We start from the raw sequence: 24778 nt of genomic DNA on the forward strand, positions 1-24778 counted from the left end.
CTTATGGTCGCCATTGCAAGGATAAGGCGCAAGTGCAGCAAAATTGACCGTCGTCACAATTTTACCGTTGCAGGCCCTGAAACAGTGGCATCCTCTTAAACGGCGTCTATAGTGTCAGCCGCATCACCAGCAATTGCATCAACTGGACTGCCCCGTGCCCGATAGAAAATCTCCGCTTACGCCGCTCAAGCATCAAACCTACCGCACGATCTGGTTTGCGAGCATCGCATCGAACTTCGGCGGCCTCATTCAGGCAGTGGGCGCGGCATGGATGATGACGGCGTTGTCGTCGTCGGAAAACATGATTGCGCTGGTGCAGGCCTCCACATCCCTGCCGATCATGCTGTTTTCGCTGGTGTCCGGCGCCCTGGCCGACAGTTTCGACCGCCGCCGCATCATGATTTCGGCGCAACTGCTGATGCTGACCGCCTCCGTCATGCTGACCGCGTTTGCCTGGTTCGACTGGTTGTCGCCATGGCTTTTGTTGTTCTTTACCTTCATGATCGGCTGCGGAACGGCGCTCAACAATCCGTCCTGGCAGGCATCGGTGGGCGAAATGGTGCCGCGCGAGGACTTGCCTGCAGCCGTAACACTCAACAGCGTCGGCTTCAATATCACCCGCAGCGTCGGCCCGGCCATCGGCGGTGTGATCGTCGCGATTGCAGGCGCGGCAGCCGCTTTTCTCGTCAACACCTTCAGTTACTTCACGCTGATCTACGCACTGGTCAAATGGCAGCCGCCGAAGAACACATCCACTTTGCCGCGCGAGCAGCTTTTCGCCGCGATTTCGGCGGGTATGCGCTATGTGGCGATGTCGCCTAATATCGGTAAGGTTCTCATTCGTGGCTTCCTGTTTGGCCTGTCGGCCAGCGCCATTCTGGCGCTGATGCCGCTCGTTGCGCGCGATCTGGTGCAGGGCGGGCCGTTGACCTACGGCATCATGCTCGGCGCGTTCGGGGTGGGCGCCATCGGCGGGGCCTTGATCAGTGCGCGTCTGCGCGAAACCCTGAGCAGCGAGTGGATCGTGCGCGTCGCCTTCCTCGGTTTTGCGTTTAGCGCTGGCGTCACTGCCATCAGCACCAATGCCATCCTGACGGCGTTCGTTTTGACGGTCTCGGGCGCAAGCTGGGTGCTGGCCTTGTCGCTGTTCAACACCATCGTGCAATTGTCCACGCCGCGCTGGGTGGTGGGACGTGCGCTGTCGCTCTACCAGACGCTGACCTTCGGCGGGATCGCTGTGGGTAGCTGGCTCTGGGGCTCGCTGGCGGAAAATTACGGCCTCACCTATTCGCTGCTCTGTTCGTGCGTGCTAATGCTGGCAGGCGTTCTCGTCGGTTTCAAGCTGACCATGCCCGCCTTCGCCTCGCTCAATCTCGATCCGCTCAACCGCTTCGTGGAGCCGAACCTGCGTCTCGACATCAAGCCGAGAAGCGGCCCGATCGCCATTCTGGTGGATTACGAGATCGATGACAGCGATTTGCCGGAATTCATGGCGATCATGGTGGAGCGGCGGCGCATTCGTCTGCGCGACGGGGCGCAGAACTGGACGCTGATGCGAGATCTGGAAAACCCTGACATCTGGACGGAAATCTACCATGTGCCGACATGGGTGGAATATGTGCGGCACAATCACCGCCGCACGCAGGCAGATGCGGAAAGCTGGGACAGCATCTTGAAGCTACACCGCGGCGCGACACGCCCCCGCGTGCACCGGATGATCGAGCGTCAGGCGATCCCGCCTCAGGACGACATTTTCCACAAGGCGCATATCGACCCGCATTGACAGCGAGCCGCTAGCGCTTAGCCGCGAAGCGCCTCTGCCGGTGACTGGCGGTAGGCGAGCCATGCGGGCAAGATTGCCAGACCAGCGGCAACGATGAGCAGCACCGCAGCCTGAGTCGCATCAGCCCTGGCAAATTCCACCGGCATGACCACCCCGCTTTTGGCGACCAGCATGCCGGTGATGATCTTTGCGGCAGCGAAACCGATGGCAAAGCCCAGCGCGATGCCTGTGGCAAAGAGCGTAAACAGCTCCGTCCAGACAATCAGCGAGATGGAGGACCGCGGAGCGCCGAACGCGCGCAAGGCCCCGATCTGTTTTCGTCGCTGGACGATATGCGTCAATGTCACGAGAATGAGGGACGCACCCACCAGCCCCTGCGCACCGATGGCGACGACGGAGAGAACCTGACGCGCATCGCCCAGTGTGGCGTAGAGCTTCGTCAGCACCTCGCCTGGAAACACCGCCAGCGTGTTGCCCTGCCGGTATTGCTGGCGCAGCTTATAGGCATCGGCGATGGTTTTCGGCTTGACCAGAATGGCGGGCACGCCGGGTGTTTCAGTCGTAAAGGTCTCGTTCAACCCGCCCTCTTCGTGGGCATGAGCCTCATGCTCCTCCGCCGCGTGCTCTTGCCCTTCATGGGCGTGATCATGACCATCTTCGTGCGCTTCCATGCCGTGAATGTGCCAGACGGAGCTGATCGGCACCAGAATGGCGCGGTCCCAGGGGGTGCCTGTGGGCTTCAGGCGACCCTGCACATGATAGACGATTTCGGTGTGCGTGTGGCCCCCCTCCTCTGCCGTTCCGTGCATCGGCTTGATGTCCGCGCCGAGGGGCAGATCGACTGCGGACCCGATGACGGCATCCTCGCCGTCGGCAAAGCCCTGGCCTTCCAAAAAGCCACCGGAAGTATTGTTGATCAGCGCGGTCGTCGTTCCGACGATTGGGTAGCCGGCGAAGGAATCTCCGAAGCCAACCGGCCCTGCCCATGCAACGCGCGGGTCTTTGGCCAAGGACGCCAGCGTTTCGCCACTGACCAGCGGCAAGGGCGCGGCCTGAAGGAAGACCGAGGACAGAACCAGCTGCGTTTCGCTTCCAGCAGCACCGATCACGAGATCGAACTTGTCGGCGGCGCGCGCGGTTCCCAGGCGCAAAGCGCGTTCTTGCAAGGTGACCGTGACGCCGAGCGCTGTGGCGAGCGACACCAGCAACACGACCACCAGAGAACCGGCCCATAGGCGTTTTAGATCGGAGAGGATAAAACGGATCATATCACGGGTTCCCGGCGGTATCGGTCAGGATACGGCCATTGGCAAGTTCCAGACGGCTGTCGAAGCGTTGCGCCAACAGCCTGTCATGGGTGATGACGATGAGTGTCGTGCCGTCTGCCCGCGCCAGATCGACCAGCAGGCGGCCGATGGCCTCGCCATTGTCGGGGTCCAAGCTCGCGGTGGGCTCATCGGCGACGATGACACCGGGCTTTCGCAGCAACGCGCGTGCAATCGCCACACGCTGCATCTCGCCGCGCGACATGGTGTCGATGGTCTGATCGGGCCTGCCGAGACCGGTTTTTTCGAGCAATGCCGCGGCACGCTTGCCGTAGTCACCCGACATAACGCGGCTGAGGCGAACCGGTAGCAGGACGTTTTCGATGGCGGACAGGCCAGGCAGAAGATGAAACTCCTGCATGACCAGCCCGACATTTTCGCCGCGCCAGCGATCTCGTCTTGTCTCGCTCAAGCCGGCGATATCCTGATCGCTCCAGACGACCTTGCCCTCGCGAACCCGTTCCAACCCGGTGATGATATTGACGAAGGTGCTTTTGCCCGAACCGGACGCCCCTGTGATCGCGATCATCTCACCGGCTGCGACACTCAAAGCGTCGATGGACAAGACCGGCGTTGCAAGTCCGGGATAGGAGACCGCCAGGCCGGATATGGTCAAAGACAGCATGTTTACGATACCGAATATTCTGCGTTGCGGATGCGCACGAGGCTGACGAAACCCGTTTCCGGGTCTGTCCAGGAGCCATGTTCCAGCACGCCGGTAACCTCGATCGTGGTGCTCGGCTGAACGAAGGTCTGTTTTTCCGAGAGGTAGACGACGACGATATTATCGGGCCAGTCGGCATCCGACGAGCAGAAGGGGCAAAGCGCCATGGGAATTTCCGTCAGTACGAAAAAGGCGGCTTCTGCCTTCAGCGGTGGGGCCATGAAGCCCTTCATGCGGATTTCCTGGCCGGACAACTGCTTGAGTTTATCGGAAAACTCCAGCCCCAGCACGCCCACCTTGCCATACATCTCATCAAAGGTGAGCTGCGACGGCGCGGCAGCGGCCTGGCGAGCACTCAGCGACAACATGGCCAGACTGGCGAGTTGAAGCGACTGTCTGCGTGTCAGCATGTGGGAAGGATGCGCCATGACGATCTCCGATTCGACCTGTCCGGATTGTTCTAAAACGCGGCAATCCGGCCCGCAGGTCGCGAGCCGGATCGTTGTCAACAACCGTCGTATTTACTGCGTCTGCTTTGCCCCGAGCGCAAATGTATCCGCCAGCACGCGGTAGACGTCGCTCTGTTCCATATAGCCCTTGAACTCTTCCGAGCCTGGGCCTGTGGCCTGGAGAACGATATCGTCGACGGCGTGAACGCCACTATCGCCATCCTTTGGAATGTTGCCCTGGACGAAGACGGCACCGGGTACATTCTTATAGGCTTCGTTGGCGATATATTCCTTCTTCTCGTTCTGGATGGCCGGAACGAAAGGACCATCCATCTTTGGACGGAATGTTTCGTAATGGTCAGGACCATTATTGGCATTCAGGAACAGACGGCGGCTGACGTCGATCCGGTCAGGATAACCATCGCCGTCCTTGTCTTCGTAGTTCGGGAAACCGGCTTCGGCATAGGTGCCGACCTTGGCGCGCATTTCATCGCCCGGCTTGTCGTCATCGACGGTGCCGATGATGGAGACACCGTGCGTGTGGTCGCCGGTGACGACGATCAGCGTATCCGGGTTCTTGGCCGCAAATTCGCGGGCAACGCCAATGGCCTTGTCGAATTCGATGGTTTCCATGACAGCGCGATCCCAATCCAGCGGGTGGGACATCTTGTCGATGTTGGCAGCCTCGACCATCAGGAAGAAACCGTCCTGATTTTTGGACAGTTCACCAAGGGCCGCCTTCGTCATGTCGACGAGGCCCGGCTGGTTCGGGAACTTGTCGACGGTGCCCTTCTTGAGGAAGTTGCGGTCGAGAACGGTGTCCATATTGCTGGGGTGGAACAGGCCGAGAAGCTTGCCGGTGTTGGATCCCTCGGCCTTTTCCAGCTCGCTTTTGTCGGTGGCCAGCGTGTAACCGGCATCCTTGAACAGCTTGATATAGTCCTTGTCGTCCTTGCGCTTGGAACCGGGGGTGTCCTTGCCGAGGAAGTAGGCCGAACCGCCGCCCAGAACAACGTCGGGCTTCACATCGAACATCATGCCGGTGATTTCGGCCTTGTCGGCGCGCTTGCGGGTGTGGGAAACAACCGCAGCAGGGGTCGCGTCCTGCAATTCGGACGTTGTGACGATGCCGATCGACTTCTTGGTCTGACGACGCAGGGCTTCTGCCATCGTTTCGACCCTTGGGTCGTCAAGGCTTGCAGGCGTGCGGTCACCATAAACGCCCAGTGCATTCACAGCGGTCTTGTGGCCGGTCATATAGGCCGACATGGTGTTGGCGCTATCGGTTGCGACAGCTTCCGTAGACGATGTGCCGATGAAGGCCATGCGGTCCATCTCGTCCATGTTGAGGCGGCCGTTCGCCTTGCCTTCGGTCATGCCCTTGGACATGATGCGGGCCGCCGTGCGGTGCGCAACAGACAGGCCATCGCCCAGCAGGAAGATGATGTTCTTGGCCTTTGGCGTTTCAGGGGTGCCGTAAACCGTCCATGTGACGTTTTTGGTTTCGGAACCGGCGGACACCTCGACCTTGTAATCGCCGGCCTTGGCAATCTTGAGGCCGCGCAGAATGACGGCAGAGCCGAGAACCTTGTCTTCCTTGCCCTTTTCTTCTGCCGTGAACGTCACGTCGGAGCCGAAGAGGGTCTTGTAATCCTGACCATTGACCGTGATCTTGACATCTTCGGGCTTTACGACTGTCTTGAACTCGACTTTGAAATCAAAAGGCGAGCCGGACAGAATCGTCGCGCGATCCAGGGGATAGACGGTGGCGGCCTGTGCGGCACCTGCAAGAACGGTGGTTGTGACAAGCAGCGCGAGAAATTTGCGCATGGGAACCTCGCGGGATGGGTGTTGGGTTGAAGATATACTCGCCTATAAGGACCGCCCATGACAGAGACGTGACGGTTTTCACGGATTTGCCGCGAACACCCAAACCCTCATATTTCTTGTATTCGGACGCTCTCAGGGCGCTTGGATGTGCCTCATTCGATTATGAAGGCTTCATTTCCATATTTTTGCACCTCTCATCGGCGCTATCGCCTTGCAGCCTGAAAAATCGCTCCTTATATACCCCGCAGACCAGCAGAAATGCTGACAAAACCGGAAGACCATCCAAGTCAAGGAGTTGTCAGTGGAATGCCTCCCGGGGTTCCGACAACTCGCTTCAAGGAGAGAAGAAAAATGGCAAAAGTAATCGGTATCGACCTTGGCACGACCAATTCCTGCGTTGCAGTGATGGACGGCAAGGACACCAAAGTTATTGAAAACGCGGAAGGTGCACGCACGACCCCTTCCATGGTTGCATTCAGCGACGATGGCGAGCGTCTGGTCGGCCAGCCTGCAAAGCGTCAGGCCGTCACCAACCCGACCAACACTCTGTTTGCCGTCAAGCGCCTGATCGGCCGCCGTTACGAAGATCCGACCGTCGAAAAGGACAAGGGCCTCGTTCCGTTCGAGATCGTCAAGGGCGACAATGGCGACGCCTGGGTTCAGGCACAGGGCAAGGGCTACTCCCCTTCGCAGATTTCCGCCATGATTCTTCAGAAGATGAAGGAAACGGCCGAATCCTATCTCGGCGAGAAGGTCGAAAAGGCCGTTATCACCGTTCCAGCCTACTTTAACGACGCACAGCGTCAGGCCACCAAGGATGCAGGCCGCATCGCTGGTCTTGAAGTTCTGCGCATCATCAACGAGCCGACCGCAGCTGCCTTGGCTTATGGCCTCGACAAGACGGAAGGTAAGACGATTGCCGTTTACGACTTGGGCGGCGGTACCTTCGATATTTCCGTTCTGGAAATCGGCGACGGCGTGTTCGAAGTGAAGTCCACCAATGGCGATACCTTCCTTGGCGGTGAAGACTTCGACATGCGTCTGGTCGAATATCTGGCCGGTGAGTTCAAGAAGGATCAGGGCATTGATCTCAAGGGCGACAAGCTTGCGCTTCAGCGCCTGAAGGAAGCTGCCGAAAAGGCAAAGATCGAACTGTCCTCTTCGCAGCAGACCGAAATCAACCTGCCCTTCATCACCGCTGATGCAACCGGTCCTAAGCACCTGACGCTGAAGCTGACGCGTGCCAAGTTCGAAAGCCTGGTCGATGACCTGGTTCAGCGTACTGTTGCACCGTGCAAGGCAGCCTTGAAGGATGCTGGAGTCACCGCAGCCGAGATCGACGAAGTCGTTCTCGTCGGTGGTATGAGCCGCATGCCGAAGGTTCAGGAAGTCGTCAAGCAGCTGTTTGGCAAGGAGCCGCATAAGGGTGTGAACCCGGATGAAGTGGTTGCCATGGGTGCCGCCATTCAGGCCGGTGTTCTGCAGGGTGACGTGAAGGACGTTCTGCTTCTCGACGTAACACCGCTGTCGCTCGGCATCGAAACGCTGGGTGGTGTCTTCACCCGTCTGATCGACCGTAACACGACGATCCCGACGAAGAAGAGCCAGACCTTCTCGACAGCCGAAGACAACCAGTCTGCCGTGACCATCCGCGTTTCCCAGGGTGAGCGCGAAATGGCGCAGGACAACAAGCTTCTCGGCCAGTTCGACCTCGTCGGCCTGCCACCATCGCCACGTGGCGTTCCGCAGATCGAAGTCACCTTCGATATCGACGCCAACGGCATCGTGCAGGTTTCGGCCAAGGACAAGGGCACCGGCAAGGAACAGCAGATCCGCATCCAGGCATCTGGTGGTCTGTCCGACGCCGACATCGACAAGATGGTGAAGGACGCCGAGGCCAATGCCGAAGCCGACAAGAAGCGTCGTGCCGGTGTGGAAGCCAAGAACCAGGCCGAAAGCCTGATCCACTCCTCCGAGAAATCGGTCAAGGAGTATGGTGACAAGGTTTCTGAAACGGACCGCAAGGCCATCGAAGATGCGATCGCTGCGCTGAAGACATCGGTTGAGGCCTCCGAGCCTGACGCCGACGACATTCAGGCCAAGACTCAGACCCTCATGGAAGTCTCCATGAAGCTTGGTCAGGCCGTCTACGAAGCCCAGCAGGCTGAAAGCGGCGAAGGCGCTGCCGAAGGTCACAAGGATGACGTGGTCGATGCAGACTACGAGGAAATCAAGGACGACAAGAAGTCCGCATAAGCGTGGCTCTTGAACTCCAATTGATGCTTGACTGAAATCCGGCTGCCTCGTGCAGCCGGAAATCCATTTCCGGGGCTTGTTAATTAATGGCGAAAGCAGACTTTTACGAAACACTTGGCGTCGGCAGGACAGCTGACGAAAAAGAGCTGAAAAGCGCCTTCCGCAAACTCGCGATGAAATATCATCCGGACAAGAATCCTGGTGACGCCGAGTCTGAGAAGAAATTCAAAGAACTCAACGAAGCCTATGAGACACTGAAAGACCCGCAGAAGCGGGCCGCCTATGACCGCTTCGGTCACGCGGCCTTCGAGCAAGGCGGCATGGGCAATGCGGGCGGCGGCTTCAGCGGCGGTGCCAGCGGTGGTTTCTCCGACATCTTCGAAGACATCTTCGGCGAGATGATGGGTGGCGGACGTGCGCGTCGCTCCAGCGGCGGCCGCGAACGCGGCGCCGATCTGCGCTACAACATGGAGATATCGCTGGAAGAGGCCTTCGCGGGCAAGACGGCGCAAATCCGTGTGCCGACCTCGATTACCTGCGACGTCTGCACCGGTTCCGGCGCAAAACCCGGCACACAGCCGAAGACCTGTGCCACCTGCCAGGGCTCCGGTCGTGTGCGTGCGGCGCAAGGTTTCTTCTCGGTGGAACGCACCTGCCCGACCTGTCACGGTCGCGGCCAGACGATCACCGATCCTTGCGTGAAGTGCCATGGTCAGGGCCGTGTGACGGAAGAGCGGTCGTTGTCGGTCAATATTCCAGCCGGTATCGAAGACGGTACGCGCATTCGCCTTCAGGGCGAAGGCGAGGCAGGCATGCGCGGTGGCCCCTCGGGCGATCTCTACATCTTCCTGTCGGTGCGACCGCACGAGTTTTTCCAGCGTGACGGGGCCGATCTCTACTGCGCCGTGCCGATCTCGATGACGACGGCGGCCCTTGGCGGCACCTTCGATGTGACGACGCTGGATGGCACGAAGTCGCGCGTGACGGTGCCTGAGGGCACGCAGGCCGGAAAGCAGTTCCGTCTGAAGGGTAAGGGAATGCCGGTTCTGCGGTCTGCGCAGCAGGGTGATCTCTATATCCAGATTCAGATCGAAACACCGCAGAAGCTGACAAAGCGTCAGCGGGAATTGTTGCAGGAATTCGATGAACTGTCGTCCAAGGACAACAACCCTGAATCCACCGGCTTCTTCGCCCGGATGAAGGAATTCTTCGACGGTTGATGCTGTCGAAACGTCAAAAAAAAGCCGCGCTTCGAAAAGAATGCGCGGCTTTTTTATGCGGTAATGTCAGGCCAGATCAGCCCGCAAACCCGCCCTCTTCCAGAAAGCGTTTTTCATCCGCCGTGCTCTCTCGCAAAAGAATATCGTTGCGATGCGGGAAGCGACCGAAGCGTTCGATGATGTCGCGATGCTCGATGGCAAAAGGCAGATAACGCTCGCCCAGAGGTTCGCACAGCTTGCAGCATAGATGCTGGTCTTCGAGGTCTTCCGAATGCATCAAAGGGAGATAGAAGAAGATGGGAAGCTCTGGATCGATTGTCTTGTCATGGCCGCGCCGCAGGGCCTCTTGGGTGTAGCGGCGGGCGAGCGGGTCTGTCGCATACATATGCGCCGTGCCGCGAAAGCAGTTGCGGGGAAACTGGTCCAGCAGCAACTGCAGCGCAAGACTGCTTTCCGCGTCCTCGAACCATGTCTCCAACTCGCGCCGTGCGGCTGCGAAATGCAAATCCTGGAAACGATCATGGAACGTCGCGTCGAATTGGGCGTCCTTGTCGAACCACTTTTCGGGTCCGGCATCTTTCCAAAACGCCATAACGTCAGAAGCGGACGTAGCGATGCCTTTGCTCATGGCGCTCTCCTCAATAATGCGGTGGCTTGGTAATAGCGGGGGCTTCGAGCGATTGTTCCTCGAGGTTCAGGAACCTGTCGGTCAGCCGATCCAGCTTGGCGCGGGTCTGCTCGACGACTTTCCACTGCTCTGTCAGTTGATCGGACAGTTCTTCGATGGTCTTTGCCTGATGCGCCACGGTCTCTTCGAGCGCAATGATACGGTTTTCGCTGTCGTCGGCCATGGGTCTCTCCTCGTCAATGCCCTGCTTTGCCAGCTTTATATCCCGCAAACAAGACAAAGGCCGGACATGAAGCCCGGCCGTTGATGATTTCCGTGGTGTGATGGTGGGTCAGTCTTCTTCCTGGAAGACCTCTTCGCGCTTTTTCTTCACACTGGGCAGGAAGACGACGACCAGAACCGCCAGTGCGATCAAGAGCAACGTTGCGCTGATGGGGCGGGTGACGAAGGTCGTCGCGTCGCCGCGCGACAGGATCATCGCACGCCGCAGGTTTTCTTCCAGAAGCGGCCCCAGAACGAAGCCCAGCAGAAGCGGTGCCGGTTCGCAGCGCAGTTTGACGAGCGCATAGCCGATGAGCCCGAAGAAGGCGACGGCATAGAGGTCGTAGACGTTGGAGTTGACGCTGTAGACCCCGATGGCACAGAAGGCCATGATGATGGGGAACAGCACGTAGTATGGGATGGTCAGCAGCTTCACCCACAGCCCGATCAGCGGCAGGTTGAGGACGACTAGCATCAGGTTGCCGATCCACATGGACGCGATGATGCCCCAGAACAGAGCGGGCTGTTCGGTGGCGACATTGGGTCCGGGGACGATGCCCTGGATGATCATGGCACCGATCATCAGCGCCATGACCGGGTTGGCGGGAATGCCAAGCGTCAGAAGCGGAATGAACGAGGTCTGTGCACCGGCATTGTTGGCCGATTCAGGACCAGCCACACCGGCGATAGCGCCATGGCCGAACTCTTCCGGATGCTTCGACACGCGCTTTTCGACCGTGTAGGACGCAAAGGCCGCAAGAATCGCACCGCCACCGGGCAGGATGCCCAGCGCCGAGCCAATGGCCGTACCGCGCAGAACGGGGCCGATCATCTGCTTGAAGTCTTCCTTGCTGGGCAGAAGGCCGCTGACCTTTGCCATCAAGACGGAGCGTGTCTTTTCGTTTTCGAGGTTTCTTAAGATTTCAGCAATGCCGAAAACACCGACAGCAACGGCCACGAAGTTCAGGCCATCGGCATATTCGCGGATGCCCAGCGTGAAGCGTGGCGTACCACTGTAGATATCGGTACCGACGAGACCCAAGAGCAGGCCCAGGACCACCATAGCCAGCGCCTTGATGATGGAGCCGTGGGCCAGCGCGATGGAGGACACGAGGCCGACCACCATCAGCGAGAAATATTCGGCAGCGCCGAATTCCAGAGCGATGGCCGTCAGCGGTGGTGCAAAGACGGCGACGAGGAAAGTCGAAACCGTGCCGGCGAAGAACGAGCCGAGTGCTGCGACCGAAAGTGCCACGCCCGCCTTGCCCTTGCGCGCCATCTGGTAGCCATCGATGGCGGTGACGGCGGACGAGGATTCGCCCGGCATGTTGATGAGGATCGCCGTGGTCGAGCCGCCATATTGCGCGCCGTAGTAGATACCCGCGAGCATGATGAGCGAAGAGACCGGCTCCAGCTGGAAGGTGATCGGCAGCAGCATGGCAATGGTTGCCGTGGCACCGATGCCGGGCAACACGCCGATCAGGGTGCCCAGCAGCACTCCGATGAGGCAGAAGAACAGATTGTCGATAGAGGTTGCGGTGGAAAAACCCAGCGCGAGATTATTGAACAGTTCCATCATGCACCTCAGAAATTGAGCCAGGGGCCGAAGCGCTGGAAGGGCAGACCAAGACCGTAGTCGAAGACTGCGACGGAAAAGATGGTGATGCCGATGGACAGAATGACGGCCATCAGCGGTTTCATCTTATGCGATGCAAAGGATGCGATCAGTGCGCTGATGAAGAGTGCCGTGACGAAACCAAGCCCACGCACCGTCATGCCGAAGAAGATCGGTGCTGGCAGAATGAGGAAAATACCACGCCACGCGATGGGGCCGAGCGGTTCGCCCTGAACCTTGCCAGCCCGCACGAGGATGAGTGTGCCGAGCCCGACGAGGATGAGCGACAGCACCAGCGGGAAATAGCCGGGGCCCATGCGAAATGCCGTTCCCAGTTCCAGCCCGTAGGATTGCCAGGCAAAGAAAATGCCGAGCAGAATGAAAAAGGCGCCACAAATCGCCTCTGTTGCGTCGAAAGAAAGTGATTTCATGTGTGTGTCCCCCCGCTGGCGAGTGAAAACCGGTGGCATGGAAACACCACCGGTCGATTGCGTGCGCGCAGACTTAGTCGGCGTATTGGCCAGCGGCCTCGATTACCGTTTTCCAGCGTGGTATCTCGCTTTCGAGCTTCGCCTTCAGCGCCGCAGGCGTGCCATCGGCTTCAGGCGATGGCGTGGTGCCCAGCTCTGCAAAACGGGCTGCGACATTGGGGTCCTTCAGCGCGATCTGAAGCGACTTGGACAGGCGCTCGTTGATCTCGGCGGGCGTGCCCTTTGGCGTATAGATACCGTGCCAGACGCCAACTTCGAAGTCCGGCAGACCGGCTTCAGCAGAGGTTGGTACATTCGGCAGCACGTCCAGGCGCTTTGGTGTCGTCACCGCATAGGCCTTCACGGTGCCGCCCTGGATCTGCTTGGTGGTGTTGGTGGTCTGGTCGCACATGATATCGACCTGGCCGCCGAGAAGATCGGTCATGGCCGGACCTGTCCCCTTGTAAGGTACGGTGACGAGCGGTGTCTCAATCGCGCTCATGAACAGCATGCCGCACAGATGCGAGGCCGCACCGATGCCCGCATTGGCCACTGTGACCGTGTCCTTGTTGGCCTTGGCATATTCGATCAGGCCTTTGAGATCGGTTGTCTCAAGCGTCTTGCGCGACAGAATGGTCATCGGCACTTCGGTGACAAGGCCGACATAATCGAAGGCTTCGAGCGTGTTGTAGGCCAGCTTGCGGTAGAGCGTGGCGCTGGTCGCCATGCCGATGTGGTGGAGAAGGACGGTGTAGCCATCCGCATCAGCGGATGCGACGCGGCCTGCACCCAGCGTGCCACCGGCACCACCGACATTTTCCACGATGATCTGCTGGCCCAAATCCTTCGACATGGATTCGGCAACGAGGCGGGCAACCGTATCGGTCGGGCCACCGGCGGCGAAGGGAACGACCATGGTGATGTTGCGCTGCGGATAGGTCTGCGCGGCGGCGGACAGAGCAAACAGCGATACGGCGGCAGCAGCCACGGCACCTGTGACGGTTTTCAGAATTTTCATCTTTTTCTCCCGATGAAATATGGCCTCATCGACCGTCGCACTCCTATTGCGCCGGTCGGGGTGAGGTTATTTGCAATCGGTGTCGGCGTTGGCGCAATGCCGGGCAGAGCAACGCAGAAGAAAAGCCCTCGATACATGGGCATAATGGGTGGAAAGCGAAACATTCGACATCATCAATGGGTGGAAATCCACCCATCGCAATAGAGGCAAAGGTTCAGGGCAGGGTTTTCAGGTCTTCATCGACCAGGCCATGTTTCGTCAGCGCGTGCTTTTGCATTTTTTCATAAAGCGTCTTGCGCGATATTCCGAGCGTCTCGTAGACAGCTTTGAGGTTGCCTTTGTGGAGTGCAATCGCTCTTGCCAGAACGGATTTTTCGAACTCCGCGACTTTGTCCGAAAGACTTGCGGCACTTTCCGATGCCGTTTGCGCCCCATCGGCGGCACTGCCATCAAGCCCCAGCACCAGCCGATCTGCCGCATTTCGCAGTTCCCGCACATTGCCGGGCCACTCCTGCATGGCAAGTGTCGAGACGATATCGGAGGGAACATCGAGATCATCCCGGCCATAACGTGCCGCCGCCTCCCTCACGAGTTGGAGGAAGAGAAGCGGGATATCGGAGCGACGTTGCGCTAGCGATGGCACATGCACGGTCGCGACATTCAGCCGGTAGAGCAAATCCTGCCGAAAGCGACCCGCCAGCGCCTCTTGCGCCAGATCAGCCTTGCTGGTCGCGATGAAGCGCACATCGAGTTCCACGGTCTCGTTTGAGCCAAGGCGGGTGATCGTACGCTCTTGCAGCACCCGCAACAGCTTGCCTTGCATGTCAAAGGGCATAGAGCCGATTTCATCCAGCAGCACGGTGCCGCCACGGGCATGTTCGAACTTGCCGTAACGCGGGCGCAGCGCACCGGGAAAGGCACCCGCCTCATGCCCGAACAATTCGCTTTCGATGAGATGCTGCGGCAAGGCGGCGCAATTGATGGCGACGAAGGGCTTGTCTGCGCGGGCGCTGACATCGTGGAGAGCGCGGGCAACGACTTCCTTGCCGGCACCGGTGTCTCCGATGATGAGGGTATCGGCATCCGCCGCACCGATGGCGCGGATGCGGTAGCGCAGATCGACCATGACCTGCGTGCGGCCCGGCAGGCGCGTCTCCAGATCGTCGCGCTTGCCTGCGACTGCACGCAGGCGGCGGTTTTCCAGGACGAGCGAGCGCCGGTCTATGGCGCGCTTGATGATGCCTGCGAGATATTGAACGCTGAACGGCTTTTCGATGAAGTCATAGGCGCCGTTTCGCATGGCGCTGACGGCAAGCTGTACGTCTCCATGGCCGGTGACCAGAATCACGGGGATTTCCGCATCCAGCTCGCGCACCTTTTGCAACAGCGTCATGCCATCCATGCCGGGCATCCTGATGTCGCTGACGATGACGCCATCGAAACTGTAGCCGATCAGCTCAAAAACATGGTCGGCATTGTCGACGGTGACGACGTCAAGACCGGCCAGTTCCAGCGCCTGCGCGGTGGAGAGGCGAAGGTCTTCTTCATCGTCGATCAGCAGCACACGGGAAGAGGTCATTCAGCCGCAATCTCCATCGGTGCTTCTGCATCCAGTTCGATGTCGAACCGGGCTCCGCCCTCCGGCAGGTTGGTCACACTCAAGCGCCCACCAAAATCCTTGACGATGTTGTAGGAGATGGACAGCCCAAGGCCCAAGCCCTTGCCGACGCCCTTGGTGGAAAAGAAAGGATCGAAGATACGCTCCATGATGGCGAGTGGAACGCCGGGGCCGTGGTCACGGATGGAAAGGATGACTTTGTCGCCCTCGCGGCGGGCAGTCAGGTGGATGCGGCGGTCGCTCAGGCCTTCAACGGCGTCGGCAGCGTTGGAAATGATGTTGACCAGAACCTGCTGAAGCCTGACAGGCCCGGCCTTCACCTGAAGAGGTGAGCGCGCGAAATTGACATCCAGCACGGCATCGGCTGCCTTCAGCCGGGCGTTGACGATCTCCAGCGTATCGCTGACCACGGCATCGAGAGAAACCGGCCCCAGCTTCTCGTTGGGCTTTCGTGCAAAATTGCGAAGATGCTTGCCGATCGCCGCCATCCGATCAATCAGGACCGAGATGCGATTGAGGTTGTTGGTCGCTTCCTCGACCCGCCCTCGCTCGATCAGTAGCGCAGCACTTTCGGCATAGGTCTTGGCCGCAGCCAGTGGCTGATTGAATTCGTGGGAGAGAGCCGCCGACATTTGCCCGAGCGCCGCCAGCTTGCCCGCCTGGATCAAATCCTTCTGGGTCTTGCGCAGGCGTTTTTCCGTCTGCCGCCGTTCGGCTATCTCGTGCTTGATATCCTGATTGACCCGGGCGAGATCGGCGGTGCGCTCCTCCACGCGTCGCTCAAGCTCGGCCTGCGCTTCTGCCTGATGTATGAGCCTGTCCTGAAGGCTCTTGCGCCGTTGCAACATGGCAGCAACCAGTGCACCGGCAAGGCAGAGGCACAAAACGACGGCGATCATCGTGGTCTTCACCTGCGTGCGCACCGAACTGGTGTCCATCAGCACATTGACCGTCCAGCCCGCATCCGGCATCGGTTGGGAGAGGAAAAGATACTCCTTGTCCTGCTCCCCCTCGCGGATCGTCATCATGTCATGGGCGCCGAAGGTGCCGCGTGTCAGGTCGAGCGGCTTCAAATTGGCGTCGGAATAGCGACGCGAGCTTTCAGTCTTGGCAATGCGTTCGGGGGTGAGCGGCTGGATGGCCGCGTAAAGCCATTCCGGCGTCCCCGTCATGAAGATGATGCCTTCGGGATCGTTGACGAAAATCCGGTTTTCGCCATTTCCGAAGGATGCCTCGATGCCTTCGATATCGACCTTGAAGACGATGACGCCCTTGATGTCTCCGTTGAAGAGAATCGGTGAGGCGAAGTAATAACCGCGTTTGTGCGAGGTGGTGCCAAGCGCGAAGAACTTCGACTGCTGGCCCTTGGCGGCATCCTGAAAATACGGGCGGTAGCTGAAATTCTGGCCGACGAAGCTGGCCGGACCATCATAATTGCTAGCCGCAATCGTCTCGCCATCCAGCGTCATGATGTAGATGTCGGAGGATTTCAGCAGATCGTTGATGGATTTGAGGTAGATATTGGCGCGCAATCGCAACGACTGATCTTCCGGGTGCGCGACGAGCTCCTCGATATCATCGTGATCCGCCATCAGCGCGGGCAGCGGCTCATAGCGGCTGAGATGGCCGCCGAGCGCGGAGACCGCCAGCCGCAGCGTGGTGCCGCCTTGGGCTGCCACTTCATCGAAATAGCTTTCAGCAACCAGATCGCTGCCTCTGGTCAAGGCGAAACCGCCAAGCCCCAAGCAAACAAGCACGATACCGATCCAGCGATATGTCACCGATCTCCCCCTCCACATTCCCAAGTGCAAGTCTAAGTGGAGGCGCTGAATTTTCCAAGCGGGATCGAACTGCGTGCGGACAAAACAAAAAAGCCGACCTAAAGGCCGGCTTATTCGTCAATCAAAGACTGCGCTAAAAATTATGCGCTTTCTTTCGGTGTCAGAACCTGACGACCACGGTACATGCCTGTCTTCAGGTCGATGTGGTGTGGGCGGCGAAGTTCGCCGGAGTTCTTGTCTTCAACGTAGGTTGCAGACTTCAGGCCATCGGCCGAACGACGCATGCCACGCTTGGACGGGCTTGTTTTTCTCTTTGGTACTGCCATTTGTGTAACTCCACTGAAGCGGCGAAACACGGGAACCAGCCAGGACCCAGGCCGAATGTCACATGTTTCTATATCTGAATTTTGGCGCGCTTATACATGCCTCATCTGGCTTTGACCAGCCCTTCCCCATATTTTTTCGATATGGGGCTGATGAGGCTTTTGCGTCGCGACCGTGACGCCAACTTTAATCAACCGATGCTCTACACTACTTCAGCCTGGCTTTCAACGACGCTTGCGGAAAGCATGTCGGCCGCATGCCGTTCTTGGATTGCCATTCACCCAGCGACCGGCGGGTCTTGAAGCCGGCGAGACCATCGGCCTTTCCGACATCGTAACCCTTGGCAACCAGTGCCTTTTGCATGGCGAGCACGTCGGAGCGCAGCATGGAGCCGACATCGCTCCATTTGGCCTGAAACGGCCCGGCATTATAAGCGATGCGATCTGCCAGATTGCCGATGAAGAGGGCATAAAGATCAGAGTTGTTGTATTCCTTGATGACGTAGAAATTCGGCGTCACCACGAATTCCGGACCGTTGCGTCCGGCCGGAACCAGCATCATCCCATCTGCGCTCAAATCATTGGAGGGAAAGGCTTTTCCGGAGATGCGGCGAATGCCCATCTTCTGCCAGTCTGCCACGGGGCGCGCCAGATCGGGACCTTCCTGTGCACACGATACATCGTCTGGTATGGAAACCTCGAAGCCCCAGTCGCGGTTGCGCTGCCAGCCGCGCTTGGACAGATAGTTGGCTATGGATGCAAGCGCATCCGGCACCGAGTTCCAGATGTCGCGATGACCGTCGCCATCGAAATCGACGGCATATTTGAGATAGCTGGAGGGCATGAATTGCGGCTGGCCCAGCGCGCCTGCCCACGAGCCCATCATCTTGGAGGCCGGAATATCGCCACTTTCGACGATCTTCAACGCGTCGATCAGTTCCGCACGGAACATTTCCTTGCGCGTCGAGGTGTAGGCTTTCGTCGCCAGCACATCGATGACGGCATTGGGCAGCTTCGCGCGGCCGAAGCCGGATTCGCGACCCCAGACGGCGATAAGGATGTTGCCGGGAACGCCGTAGGTCGCCTCGATGCGCTTGAGCGTTGAGGCATGGGTTGCGACCAGCGAACGGCCCGTGGCTGCCAGCCCCTGCAAACGCTGTTCGGAAAAATAGGCGCCGGGCGAGGCAAATTCCGCCTGGCTTTGCGCCTGTTCCTTGGGTGGCTTTTGACCGGGAATGACGAGATCGGGCAGTTTCCAGTTGATGGACAGACCCGTCAGCGTGGCCTCGATCGTCTTTTGCGAAATACCGGCCTTGCGGGCTTCCGGCCAGATATCCTGCTTCAGCCACGCATTGAAAGCGGCATCATATTGTGCAGCGGCCGCGCCTGTTGGTACCGTTTGCGCAAGCGTCACATTCGCCGACAGAAGCGATAGGGCAGCGGCGGCGATGAGGCCGATTGTTTTCACGCGCATTCGGTTTCCTTTTTCAATCAACAGGCAGGGCAGCGCGACTTGGTGCATCAGATGACGGTTCGCGCCTTGAGCGCTGCCGTCAGCGTGCCTTCATCGAGATAATCCAGCTCGCCGCCCACCGGTACACCATGGGCGAGACGGGTGATCTTGACGCCGAGATCGTTCAGCCGGTCGGTGATGTAGTGCGCCGTCGCCTGACCCTCGACGGTGGCGTTGACGGCGATGATGAGTTCGCGGATGCCGCCTTCGCTGACGCGCTCGATCAGGCCTTTGATGTTCAGGTCCTCGGGGCCCACGCCGTCCAGCGGCGACAGCGTGCCGCCCAGAACATGATAGGCGGTGTTCATCGCGCCAGCCCGTTCCAAGGCCCAGAGATCGGAGACGTCTTCCACCACGATGATAATGGCTTGGTCGCGGCGATCATCGGTGCAGACGGTGCAGGGATCGATGGTATCGACATTGCCGCAGCGCGAGCACACCTTCACCTTATCATAGGCCTCACCCATGGCGTGGCCAAGCGGGCCCAACAGCTGCTCTTTCTTCTTGATCAGATGCAGTGCTGCGCGGCGGGCCGAACGGGGACCAAGCCCTGGCACTTTTGCCAGGAGCTGGATGAGTTTTTCAATTTCGGGGCCGGTGACTCGTTTTGCCATGAGCGCTTTCTACTGCATAAATGTCATAACGGGAATCACAAGCGGAAAGCATCCCATGAAAATACGCGCCATCTGCCGGGCCGATGCTAAAATCCTGCCCGGCAAAACCTCGAAAACCGGAATTTTTAAACATCCCGTGCAAGGTCCGGTTCTTGTCGACCGCGAGGGGATCGTCAGCGATGCCGTTTGCAACAAAAAGCACCATGGCGGGCCGGATCAGGCCCTTTACGTGATGGGCTCCGTCGATCTCGATTTCTGGTCGCGTGAATTGGGATTTGCCGTCGAACCCGGATTTTTCGGGGAGAACCTCGTGATCGACGGAATCGACAGCGCCAGGATGCATGTGGGCGACAGACTGACGGCAGCGGAGGTGGAGCTGGAAGTGACCGCTGCCCGCATTCCCTGCGCGACGCTGACGGCCCGGATTGGAGACCCGAATTTTGCGCCCCGCTTCAAACAGGCGGGACAGCCAGGCTTTTATTGTCGCGTGCTGAAAGGCGGGATGATCGCTGCCGAGGAGGCCGTGACATTTGGGGCCTATCAGGGCACCAAACTGCCCATTCCCGTCATTCTTCAACGGTTCAGGCCATCAAGACTGTCGCAAGCGGAGCGAGATGATTATCTCACCACCCCGCTTGCCAGCCGTTTCAGGGCCATGCTGCAAGTCTGAAGACGATTAGAATGGAAGCTTCATACCGGGTGGGATGGGCAGACCGGCGGTCAGGTCACGTGTTTTTTCAGCGGTGACGGCTTCGGCACGCTGCTTGGCATCGTTGTGGGCGGCCACGAGCAAATCTTCGAGGATTTCGATTTCGTCTTCCTTCAGAAGCGACGGATCGATCTTGACGCCGAGCAGCGATCCCTTGCCGCTCATCTTGACGGTGACGAGACCGCCACCGGACGTGCCTTCGACTTCGAGTGCAGCAATCTCCTCCTGCATCTTCTCCATCTTGGCCTGCATTTCCTTGACCTTGCCCATCATGCCCATGATGTCACGCATGTCGAAACTCCTCTTTTGTTCTTAGAATTCTATGTCGTCGCCCGGCAGAATGTCGCCGTCGCTGGATTCGGCGACGGATGGCGGTGCGATCTCTTCGACGTCATCCACGAGCGGTGCGCGAATGCGAACGTCCGTGATCTTGGCTCCAGGAAACTGCGCCAGAATGGCGGCAACATCCGGGTCCTGGCGCGCATCGACAAAGCGGGCTTCGCGCGCATTGCCTTCGGCTTCCACAAGCGTGGGCTCGCCCTGTTCCTTGCTGATGGAGACGATCCAGTGGATGCCCGTCCATTCCTTGAGCTTGACGCCGATTTCACCGGGAAGCGAGCCGGGCGCACCTTCACCGAGCCGCAGATCGAAGCGCCCAGGTTCCAGCCGCACGAGATGGACGAAATTGCGCACTCTGGCTTTCAGGATCGGGTCACGGAATTTGGCGCAGAGATCAACGATATCACTCAAGGAGTTGACCGGAACCTTGGGCTCCGGACGCTCCTCTGGCTTTGGGGTTGCGACCTGCATCTCTTGCGGGCGGCTGTCTGGCACGGTGCGCAGCATGGTGGTCGGCTGCGGCGATGTCTGGCGTTGTGGCGAAACTTGAGCGGAGGCGACGGCCTGCGTCGAGCCGTAGGCGCGCGCACCGCCACCATTGCCGCCGCCGGATGGTGCGCCGTTGCTGGATGCACCGCCTTCGCCATTGGAAAGCTCCAGCAGACGACGGGCAGCATCTTCTGGTGCCGGCAGGTTTGCGGCATGGGACAGCCGGATCAACACCATTTCGGCGGCACCGGCAGGACGTGAGGCATTTTCCGTTTCAGGAATACCCTTCAACAGCATCTGCCAGATGCGAGACAGTGCAGAAACCGCGATCGTGTCGGCGAACTCAGCGCCCCGCACTCTCTCGACCTCAGACAGCGATGGATCGTCGGCTGCGTCAGGAACATATTTCATGCGGGTGACGAGATGGGTGAAATCGGCAAGGTCGTTCAGGACCACGACCGGATTGGCACCCGCCTCATACTGGCCGGTAAACTCTTCCAGGGCGGAGGCGACATCGCCCTTCACCACGTGGTTGAACAGATCAACGATACGGGCGCGGTCGGCAAGGCCCAGCATGCCGCGGATGGCATCGGCTTCGACATGCCCGCCACCATGGGCAATGGCCTGATCCAGTAGAGACAGACCGTCACGCGCGGACCCTTCGGCTGCACGGGCGATCATGGCCAGCGCCTGCGGCTCTGCCTCGAAACCTTCTTTTGCTGCAATGGCGGTAAACAGGCCGACGAGATCGGCAGCGCTGATGCGACGCAGATCAAACCGCTGGCAACGCGACAGAACGGTAATCGGGACTTTGCGGATTTCGGTCGTTGCGAAGATGAACTTCACATGTTCCGGCGGCTCTTCCAGCGTCTTCAGCAGACCGTTGAAGGCCTGCGTCGAGAGCATATGCACTTCGTCGATGATGTAGACTTTGTAGCGTGCGGACACCGGGCGGTAACGCACCTGCTCGATAATCTCTCTGATGTCATCGATACCAGTATGAGAGGCAGCATCCATCTCGATCACATCGACATGGCGGCCTTCCATGATGGCCTGGCAATGTTCGCCCGGAATACGCAGATCGATTGTTGGCTTGTCGATTTCGTCGGTCTTGTAGTTGAGCGCACGCGCCAGAATACGGGCCGTCGTGGTCTTGCCCACGCCGCGAACGCCGGTCAGCATGTAGGCTTGCGCAATACGACCGCTCTCGAACGCATTGGTCAGCGTGCGAACCATCGGCTCCTGACCAACCATCAAATCGGAAAAGTCTTTCGGGCGGTACTTTCGCGCCAGAACCCGGTAACCTGTACCCTGCTCTTTGGTCTGGGGCATATTGGTTCCGGTTTCGCTCATCGCCTCGCCATGGATTGGGTTGGTGCCCGCTTTCAGGCCGAACTGGCCCGGCGAAACCTGAGCACGTCTTCAAGAATAGAAAAGGTGGGAGGCTGGCACGGCGACCCGTGCCTGGCTCGTTAGGGCTGCTTCCTTCCGGACCTGACCCGGTTGGCGAGTGGCTCGTCCACCACCAACCTCCCGAAGGCACATATCGGCAATAATAAAAGCAAATGCAAGCCAAGCTGTCAAAAAACTGCTATCACCTTCAAAACAATTTGGGAGGATGCCTTGGAAACATTCCGGCTGGATGAAAGACTGGCGCGCGACAGCGTGCTGATAACCCGGCTGGGTTTGTGCCAACTGCGCCTTCAAAACGACCAGCGCTGGCCCTGGGTCGTTCTGGTGCCTCAACGCAATGATAAAAGCGAGCTGTTCGAGCTGACCCCGCTCGACCAAGCGCTCGTGACCTTCGAGACAAATCAGGTGGCTTCGGCTTTGAAAGAACTGACGGGCGCGACAAAAATAAATGTCGGTGCCCTTGGAAATATCGTTCGGCAACTCCACGTCCATATCATTGCCCGCAGGCAAGGCGATGAATGCTGGCCCGGACCGATCTGGGGCCAGGGTACGCCGGTTCCTTATGCGGATGATGACAGACATGATTTCATGAAAAAACTGGCCGGCGCATTGTGATGAATTCAAGCAGCATTTTCGACACCAACTCCCCCCATCCCGAAGCCAGCACCTTGACCGCGTTCGCGCAGAACGGTCTCGATCGCCTTGCGGAAAAACGCAGCGAAAGCTGTGTGTCCGACGCGCTGAAGGTGGAAGGTACACATCTTCTGGCCTTCGCTGGCACCAAGCTCGTGCTCAAGCATGACGATCAAGTTCTCGACCCGCTGTTTTCGGCTTACGAGTTGGCCGAACTCGATCCCGATTTCGAAAACGCCATCCTTCTCGGCTACAAGGAGAATGGCGAGCCGCGCGTCGCGGTGCCGGTTCGAACCGCCGAAGACAACCTTGCCAGCCATTTCAAGCCGGTGGATGCCCGCAGCCTATATCGGGATCAGCTGATCGGCGAAGAGCTGCTCGGCGAAGTCGCCCAGGCCGTCAGCCTCATCCATTGGAATGCCGACAACCGGTTTTGCGGGCGTTGCGGTGGCGCGATGGAGCTTCACATTGGCGGCTACAAGCGCATCTGTGCTGCCTGCAGCCACACGATTTTTCCGCGCACCGACCCCGTCGTCATCATGCTGACCATCGATCTGGAGCGGGAGCTTTGCCTACTGGGTCGTGGGGCGCATTTTCCACCCGGCATGTATTCGTGCCTTGCGGGCTTTGTCGAACCCGGAGAAACCATTGAAAATGCCGTGCGTCGTGAAACGCACGAGGAAGCCAATATCGATGTCGGCCGGGTGCGGTACCACGCCTCGCAGCCATGGCCGATGCCGCACACATTGATGATCGGCTGTTTCGCGGAAGCTTTGTCGTCCGACATTACCCGTGATGAGGCCGAGCTTGAGGATTGCCGCTGGTTTACCCGCGACGAAGTGGCAGCCCTTCTGGAGATGAGCGCTGCCAATGGTCAGTCACCGCCACCCCGCGGCGCCATCGCGCACCGTCTGATGCGCGACTGGATCGAATGGGACAAGGCCGAGTAAAACCGCAGCGCAGGCTCAAAAAATATTGAGCTTGCGGCGCATGGCATGGCCCTTGTAGACGCCGAGAATGCGGACTTTTTCGGAGAAGAAGCGCAGTTCCTCCAGCGCGTGACGCACCGATTCGTCTTCGGGATGGCCTTCGATATCCGCATAAAACTGCGTCGCCACGAACTTGCCGCCGAGCTGGTAGCTTTCCAGCTTCGTCATGTTGATGCCGTTTGTGGCAAAGCCGCCCATGGCCTTGTAAAGCGCTGCGGGAATGTTGCGGACGTTGAAGACGAAGGTGGTGACGATGACCTCTTCCGGTGAGGTCCGCTTCACCCAGTCTTCGTCGCGAGACAGGACGACGAAGCGGGTGACGTTGTTTTCCGAATCCTCGACGTTCTCAGCCAGGATGTCCAGACCATAGAGATCGGATGCCAGCCGGGGCGCAAGTGCAGCCATGCTGCGGTCGCCGAGTTCAGACACCTGCTTGGCCGCACCGGCGGTATCGCCGGCCACAACCGGTTTCCAGCCATTGGAGCGGATGATCTTGCGGCATTGACCCAGCGCATGGATATGGCTGTGAACGGTCTTGATCTCGTCCTTCTGCACGCCCGGCAGCACCATCAGCTGAAAGCGGATCGGCATGAAATATTCGGCGATGATGTGCAGGCGTGATTCGGGCAATAGGTGGTGGATATCAGCGACACGACCGGCCAAGGTGTTTTCGATCGGAATCATCGCCAGATCGGCGCCGCCATTTTCAAGCGCGTTGAAGGCGTCCTCGAATGTCGGGCATGGCAGGGGGTCCAGCTGCGGAAAGACATCGCGGCAGGCCATGTCGGAATTGGCGCCAAAGTCGCCCTGAAAGGCAATGGAGTTGCTGCTCATGGGT

The 24778-nt window shown here is 59.0% G+C and carries 23 protein-coding genes and 1 other RNA gene; 6 read left to right on the plus strand and 18 right to left on the minus strand.

All coding sequences use genetic code 11. The annotated features are described in order from the left end of the window. Positions 1-154: 154 nt before the first annotated feature. Complete coding sequence (locus tag RRU01S_RS10390; RefSeq protein ID WP_045230191.1) at positions 155-1783, plus strand: MFS transporter; 1629 nt, start codon at positions 155-157, stop codon at positions 1781-1783. 17 nt (positions 1784-1800) lie between these two features. Here the strand turns inward: RRU01S_RS10390 and RRU01S_RS10395 are convergent, their stop codons facing one another. The 4 genes from RRU01S_RS10395 to RRU01S_RS10410 all read right to left on the minus strand — a co-directional run bounded on the left by RRU01S_RS10395 (position 1801) and on the right by RRU01S_RS10410 (position 6051). Then, complete coding sequence (locus RRU01S_RS10395; RefSeq protein ID WP_045230192.1) at positions 1801-3051, minus strand: ABC transporter permease; 1251 nt, start codon at positions 3049-3051, stop codon at positions 1801-1803. Between the two features lies 1 nt (position 3052). Beyond that, positions 3053-3733 (minus strand): ABC transporter ATP-binding protein, encoded by a 681-nt coding sequence (locus RRU01S_RS10400; RefSeq protein WP_045230193.1) that lies wholly within the window; start codon positions 3731-3733, stop codon positions 3053-3055. Positions 3734-3735: 2 nt separating this feature from the next. Further along, positions 3736-4200, minus strand: coding sequence for a hypothetical protein (locus tag RRU01S_RS10405; protein ID WP_108722605.1), 465 nt, complete (start codon positions 4198-4200; stop codon positions 3736-3738). 93 nt (positions 4201-4293) lie between these two features. Beyond that, positions 4294-6051 (minus strand): alkaline phosphatase, encoded by a 1758-nt coding sequence (locus RRU01S_RS10410; RefSeq protein ID WP_045230194.1) that lies wholly within the window; start codon positions 6049-6051, stop codon positions 4294-4296. Between the two features lie 351 nt (positions 6052-6402). Between RRU01S_RS10410 and dnaK the strand changes: the two genes are divergently transcribed. Next, positions 6403-8307, plus strand: coding sequence for a molecular chaperone DnaK (gene dnaK / locus RRU01S_RS10415; RefSeq protein ID WP_045230195.1), 1905 nt, complete (start codon positions 6403-6405; stop codon positions 8305-8307). 86 nt (positions 8308-8393) lie between these two features. Beyond that, complete coding sequence (dnaJ, locus tag RRU01S_RS10420) at positions 8394-9527, plus strand: molecular chaperone DnaJ (RefSeq protein WP_045230196.1); 1134 nt, start codon at positions 8394-8396, stop codon at positions 9525-9527. A gap of 76 nt (positions 9528-9603) precedes the next feature. Here dnaJ and RRU01S_RS10425 read toward each other — a convergent pair whose 3' ends face one another. From RRU01S_RS10425 to recR, 10 genes are all read right to left on the minus strand, one after another. Further along, on the minus strand, positions 9604-10155 hold the full coding sequence (locus RRU01S_RS10425; protein ID WP_045230197.1) for a DUF924 family protein: 552 nt from the start codon (positions 10153-10155) through the stop codon (positions 9604-9606). A 10-nt stretch (positions 10156-10165) separates the two neighbouring features. Then, positions 10166-10378 carry a SlyX family protein gene (locus RRU01S_RS10430; RefSeq protein ID WP_042616170.1) on the minus strand — a complete coding sequence of 71 codons (213 nt, stop codon included), beginning with the start codon at positions 10376-10378 and terminating at the stop codon, positions 10166-10168. A gap of 108 nt (positions 10379-10486) precedes the next feature. Then, on the minus strand, positions 10487-11992 hold the full coding sequence (locus tag RRU01S_RS10435; RefSeq protein ID WP_045230251.1) for a tripartite tricarboxylate transporter permease: 1506 nt from the start codon (positions 11990-11992) through the stop codon (positions 10487-10489). Positions 11993-12000: 8 nt separating this feature from the next. Beyond that, a complete protein-coding gene (locus RRU01S_RS10440) occupies positions 12001-12462 on the minus strand; it encodes a tripartite tricarboxylate transporter TctB family protein (RefSeq protein WP_045230198.1) in 462 nt (153 codons plus the stop codon). 73 nt (positions 12463-12535) lie between these two features. Beyond that, the gene (locus tag RRU01S_RS10445) at positions 12536-13519 is read right to left on the minus strand and encodes a tripartite tricarboxylate transporter substrate-binding protein (RefSeq protein WP_045230199.1); all 984 of its coding nucleotides are present in this window, start codon (positions 13517-13519) and stop codon (positions 12536-12538) included. Between the two features lie 214 nt (positions 13520-13733). Continuing rightward, positions 13734-15098: a sigma-54-dependent transcriptional regulator gene (locus RRU01S_RS10450; RefSeq protein WP_045230200.1), complete on the minus strand. Its 1365-nt coding sequence runs from the start codon at positions 15096-15098 to the stop codon at positions 13734-13736. After that, a complete protein-coding gene (locus RRU01S_RS10455) occupies positions 15095-16918 on the minus strand; it encodes a sensor histidine kinase (RefSeq protein WP_045230201.1) in 1824 nt (607 codons plus the stop codon). Before RRU01S_RS10455 ends, RRU01S_RS10450 begins: the two co-directional genes overlap by 4 nt. A 140-nt stretch (positions 16919-17058) precedes the next feature. Beyond that, positions 17059-17244 carry a 50S ribosomal protein L32 gene (rpmF, locus tag RRU01S_RS10460; RefSeq protein WP_003507205.1) on the minus strand — a complete coding sequence of 62 codons (186 nt, stop codon included), beginning with the start codon at positions 17242-17244 and terminating at the stop codon, positions 17059-17061. Between the two features lie 205 nt (positions 17245-17449). Beyond that, positions 17450-18715 (minus strand): lytic murein transglycosylase, encoded by a 1266-nt coding sequence (locus RRU01S_RS10465; protein WP_045230252.1) that lies wholly within the window; start codon positions 18713-18715, stop codon positions 17450-17452. A 47-nt stretch (positions 18716-18762) separates the two neighbouring features. Further along, complete coding sequence (gene recR, locus RRU01S_RS10470; RefSeq protein ID WP_045230202.1) at positions 18763-19368, minus strand: recombination mediator RecR; 606 nt, start codon at positions 19366-19368, stop codon at positions 18763-18765. A gap of 55 nt (positions 19369-19423) precedes the next feature. Between recR and RRU01S_RS10475 the strand changes: the two genes are divergently transcribed. Then, the gene (locus RRU01S_RS10475; RefSeq protein ID WP_045230253.1) at positions 19424-20038 is read left to right on the plus strand and encodes an MOSC domain-containing protein; all 615 of its coding nucleotides are present in this window, start codon (positions 19424-19426) and stop codon (positions 20036-20038) included. A gap of 6 nt (positions 20039-20044) precedes the next feature. Here RRU01S_RS10475 and RRU01S_RS10480 read toward each other — a convergent pair whose 3' ends face one another. The 3 genes from RRU01S_RS10480 to ffs form a co-directional block, all read right to left on the minus strand. Then, the gene (locus RRU01S_RS10480; RefSeq protein ID WP_045230203.1) at positions 20045-20368 is read right to left on the minus strand and encodes a YbaB/EbfC family nucleoid-associated protein; all 324 of its coding nucleotides are present in this window, start codon (positions 20366-20368) and stop codon (positions 20045-20047) included. 21 nt (positions 20369-20389) lie between these two features. Next, positions 20390-22237, minus strand: coding sequence for a DNA polymerase III subunit gamma/tau (locus tag RRU01S_RS10485; RefSeq protein WP_234936128.1), 1848 nt, complete (start codon positions 22235-22237; stop codon positions 20390-20392). Between the two features lie 105 nt (positions 22238-22342). Beyond that, positions 22343-22439, minus strand: an RNA gene (ffs, locus tag RRU01S_RS25300) — signal recognition particle sRNA small type. Positions 22440-22528: 89 nt separating this feature from the next. Between ffs and RRU01S_RS10490 the strand changes: the two genes are divergently transcribed. Both RRU01S_RS10490 and nudC read left to right on the plus strand, forming a co-directional pair. After that, on the plus strand, positions 22529-22933 hold the full coding sequence (locus tag RRU01S_RS10490) for an HIT domain-containing protein (protein ID WP_045230254.1): 405 nt from the start codon (positions 22529-22531) through the stop codon (positions 22931-22933). After that, the gene (gene nudC, locus RRU01S_RS10495) at positions 22933-23901 is read left to right on the plus strand and encodes an NAD(+) diphosphatase (RefSeq protein ID WP_045230205.1); all 969 of its coding nucleotides are present in this window, start codon (positions 22933-22935) and stop codon (positions 23899-23901) included. Before RRU01S_RS10490 ends, nudC begins: the two co-directional genes overlap by 1 nt. A gap of 15 nt (positions 23902-23916) precedes the next feature. Here nudC and RRU01S_RS10500 read toward each other — a convergent pair whose 3' ends face one another. Next, complete coding sequence (locus RRU01S_RS10500) at positions 23917-24774, minus strand: prephenate dehydratase (RefSeq protein WP_045230206.1); 858 nt, start codon at positions 24772-24774, stop codon at positions 23917-23919. Positions 24775-24778 lie beyond the last annotated feature (4 nt).

It is taken from the genome of Agrobacterium rubi TR3 = NBRC 13261 (assembly GCF_000739935.1).
GTDB classification, from domain to species: Bacteria; Pseudomonadota; Alphaproteobacteria; order Rhizobiales; family Rhizobiaceae; genus Agrobacterium; species Agrobacterium rubi.

What these genes read in the sequence shown, in the direction of transcription:
- RRU01S_RS10435 (WP_045230251.1), bottom strand. Translation starts at nt 11,992, where the DNA reads ATGGAACTGTTCAATAATCTCGCGCTGGGTTTTTCCACCGCAACCTCT.
- RRU01S_RS10410 (WP_045230194.1), bottom strand. Translation starts at nt 6,051, where the DNA reads ATGCGCAAATTTCTCGCGCTGCTTGTCACAACCACCGTTCTTGCAGGT.
- dnaK (WP_045230195.1), top strand. Translation starts at nt 6,403, where the DNA reads ATGGCAAAAGTAATCGGTATCGACCTTGGCACGACCAATTCCTGCGTT.
- RRU01S_RS10430 (WP_042616170.1), bottom strand. Translation starts at nt 10,378, where the DNA reads ATGGCCGACGACAGCGAAAACCGTATCATTGCGCTCGAAGAGACCGTG.
- recR (WP_045230202.1), bottom strand. Translation starts at nt 19,368, where the DNA reads ATGGCAAAACGAGTCACCGGCCCCGAAATTGAAAAACTCATCCAGCTC.
- RRU01S_RS10405 (WP_108722605.1), bottom strand. Translation starts at nt 4,200, where the DNA reads ATGGCGCATCCTTCCCACATGCTGACACGCAGACAGTCGCTTCAACTC.
- RRU01S_RS10465 (WP_045230252.1), bottom strand. Translation starts at nt 18,715, where the DNA reads ATGCGCGTGAAAACAATCGGCCTCATCGCCGCCGCTGCCCTATCGCTT.
- RRU01S_RS10395 (WP_045230192.1), bottom strand. Translation starts at nt 3,051, where the DNA reads ATGATCCGTTTTATCCTCTCCGATCTAAAACGCCTATGGGCCGGTTCT.
- nudC (WP_045230205.1), top strand. Translation starts at nt 22,933, where the DNA reads ATGAATTCAAGCAGCATTTTCGACACCAACTCCCCCCATCCCGAAGCC.
- dnaJ (WP_045230196.1), top strand. Translation starts at nt 8,394, where the DNA reads ATGGCGAAAGCAGACTTTTACGAAACACTTGGCGTCGGCAGGACAGCT.
- rpmF (WP_003507205.1), bottom strand. Translation starts at nt 17,244, where the DNA reads ATGGCAGTACCAAAGAGAAAAACAAGCCCGTCCAAGCGTGGCATGCGT.
- RRU01S_RS10485 (WP_234936128.1), bottom strand. Translation starts at nt 22,237, where the DNA reads ATGCCCCAGACCAAAGAGCAGGGTACAGGTTACCGGGTTCTGGCGCGA.
- RRU01S_RS10500 (WP_045230206.1), bottom strand. Translation starts at nt 24,774, where the DNA reads ATGAGCAGCAACTCCATTGCCTTTCAGGGCGACTTTGGCGCCAATTCC.
- RRU01S_RS10475 (WP_045230253.1), top strand. Translation starts at nt 19,424, where the DNA reads ATGAAAATACGCGCCATCTGCCGGGCCGATGCTAAAATCCTGCCCGGC.
- RRU01S_RS10425 (WP_045230197.1), bottom strand. Translation starts at nt 10,155, where the DNA reads ATGAGCAAAGGCATCGCTACGTCCGCTTCTGACGTTATGGCGTTTTGG.
- RRU01S_RS10450 (WP_045230200.1), bottom strand. Translation starts at nt 15,098, where the DNA reads ATGACCTCTTCCCGTGTGCTGCTGATCGACGATGAAGAAGACCTTCGC.
- RRU01S_RS10440 (WP_045230198.1), bottom strand. Translation starts at nt 12,462, where the DNA reads ATGAAATCACTTTCTTTCGACGCAACAGAGGCGATTTGTGGCGCCTTT.
- RRU01S_RS10445 (WP_045230199.1), bottom strand. Translation starts at nt 13,519, where the DNA reads ATGAAAATTCTGAAAACCGTCACAGGTGCCGTGGCTGCTGCCGCCGTA.
- RRU01S_RS10480 (WP_045230203.1), bottom strand. Translation starts at nt 20,368, where the DNA reads ATGCGTGACATCATGGGCATGATGGGCAAGGTCAAGGAAATGCAGGCC.
- RRU01S_RS10400 (WP_045230193.1), bottom strand. Translation starts at nt 3,733, where the DNA reads ATGCTGTCTTTGACCATATCCGGCCTGGCGGTCTCCTATCCCGGACTT.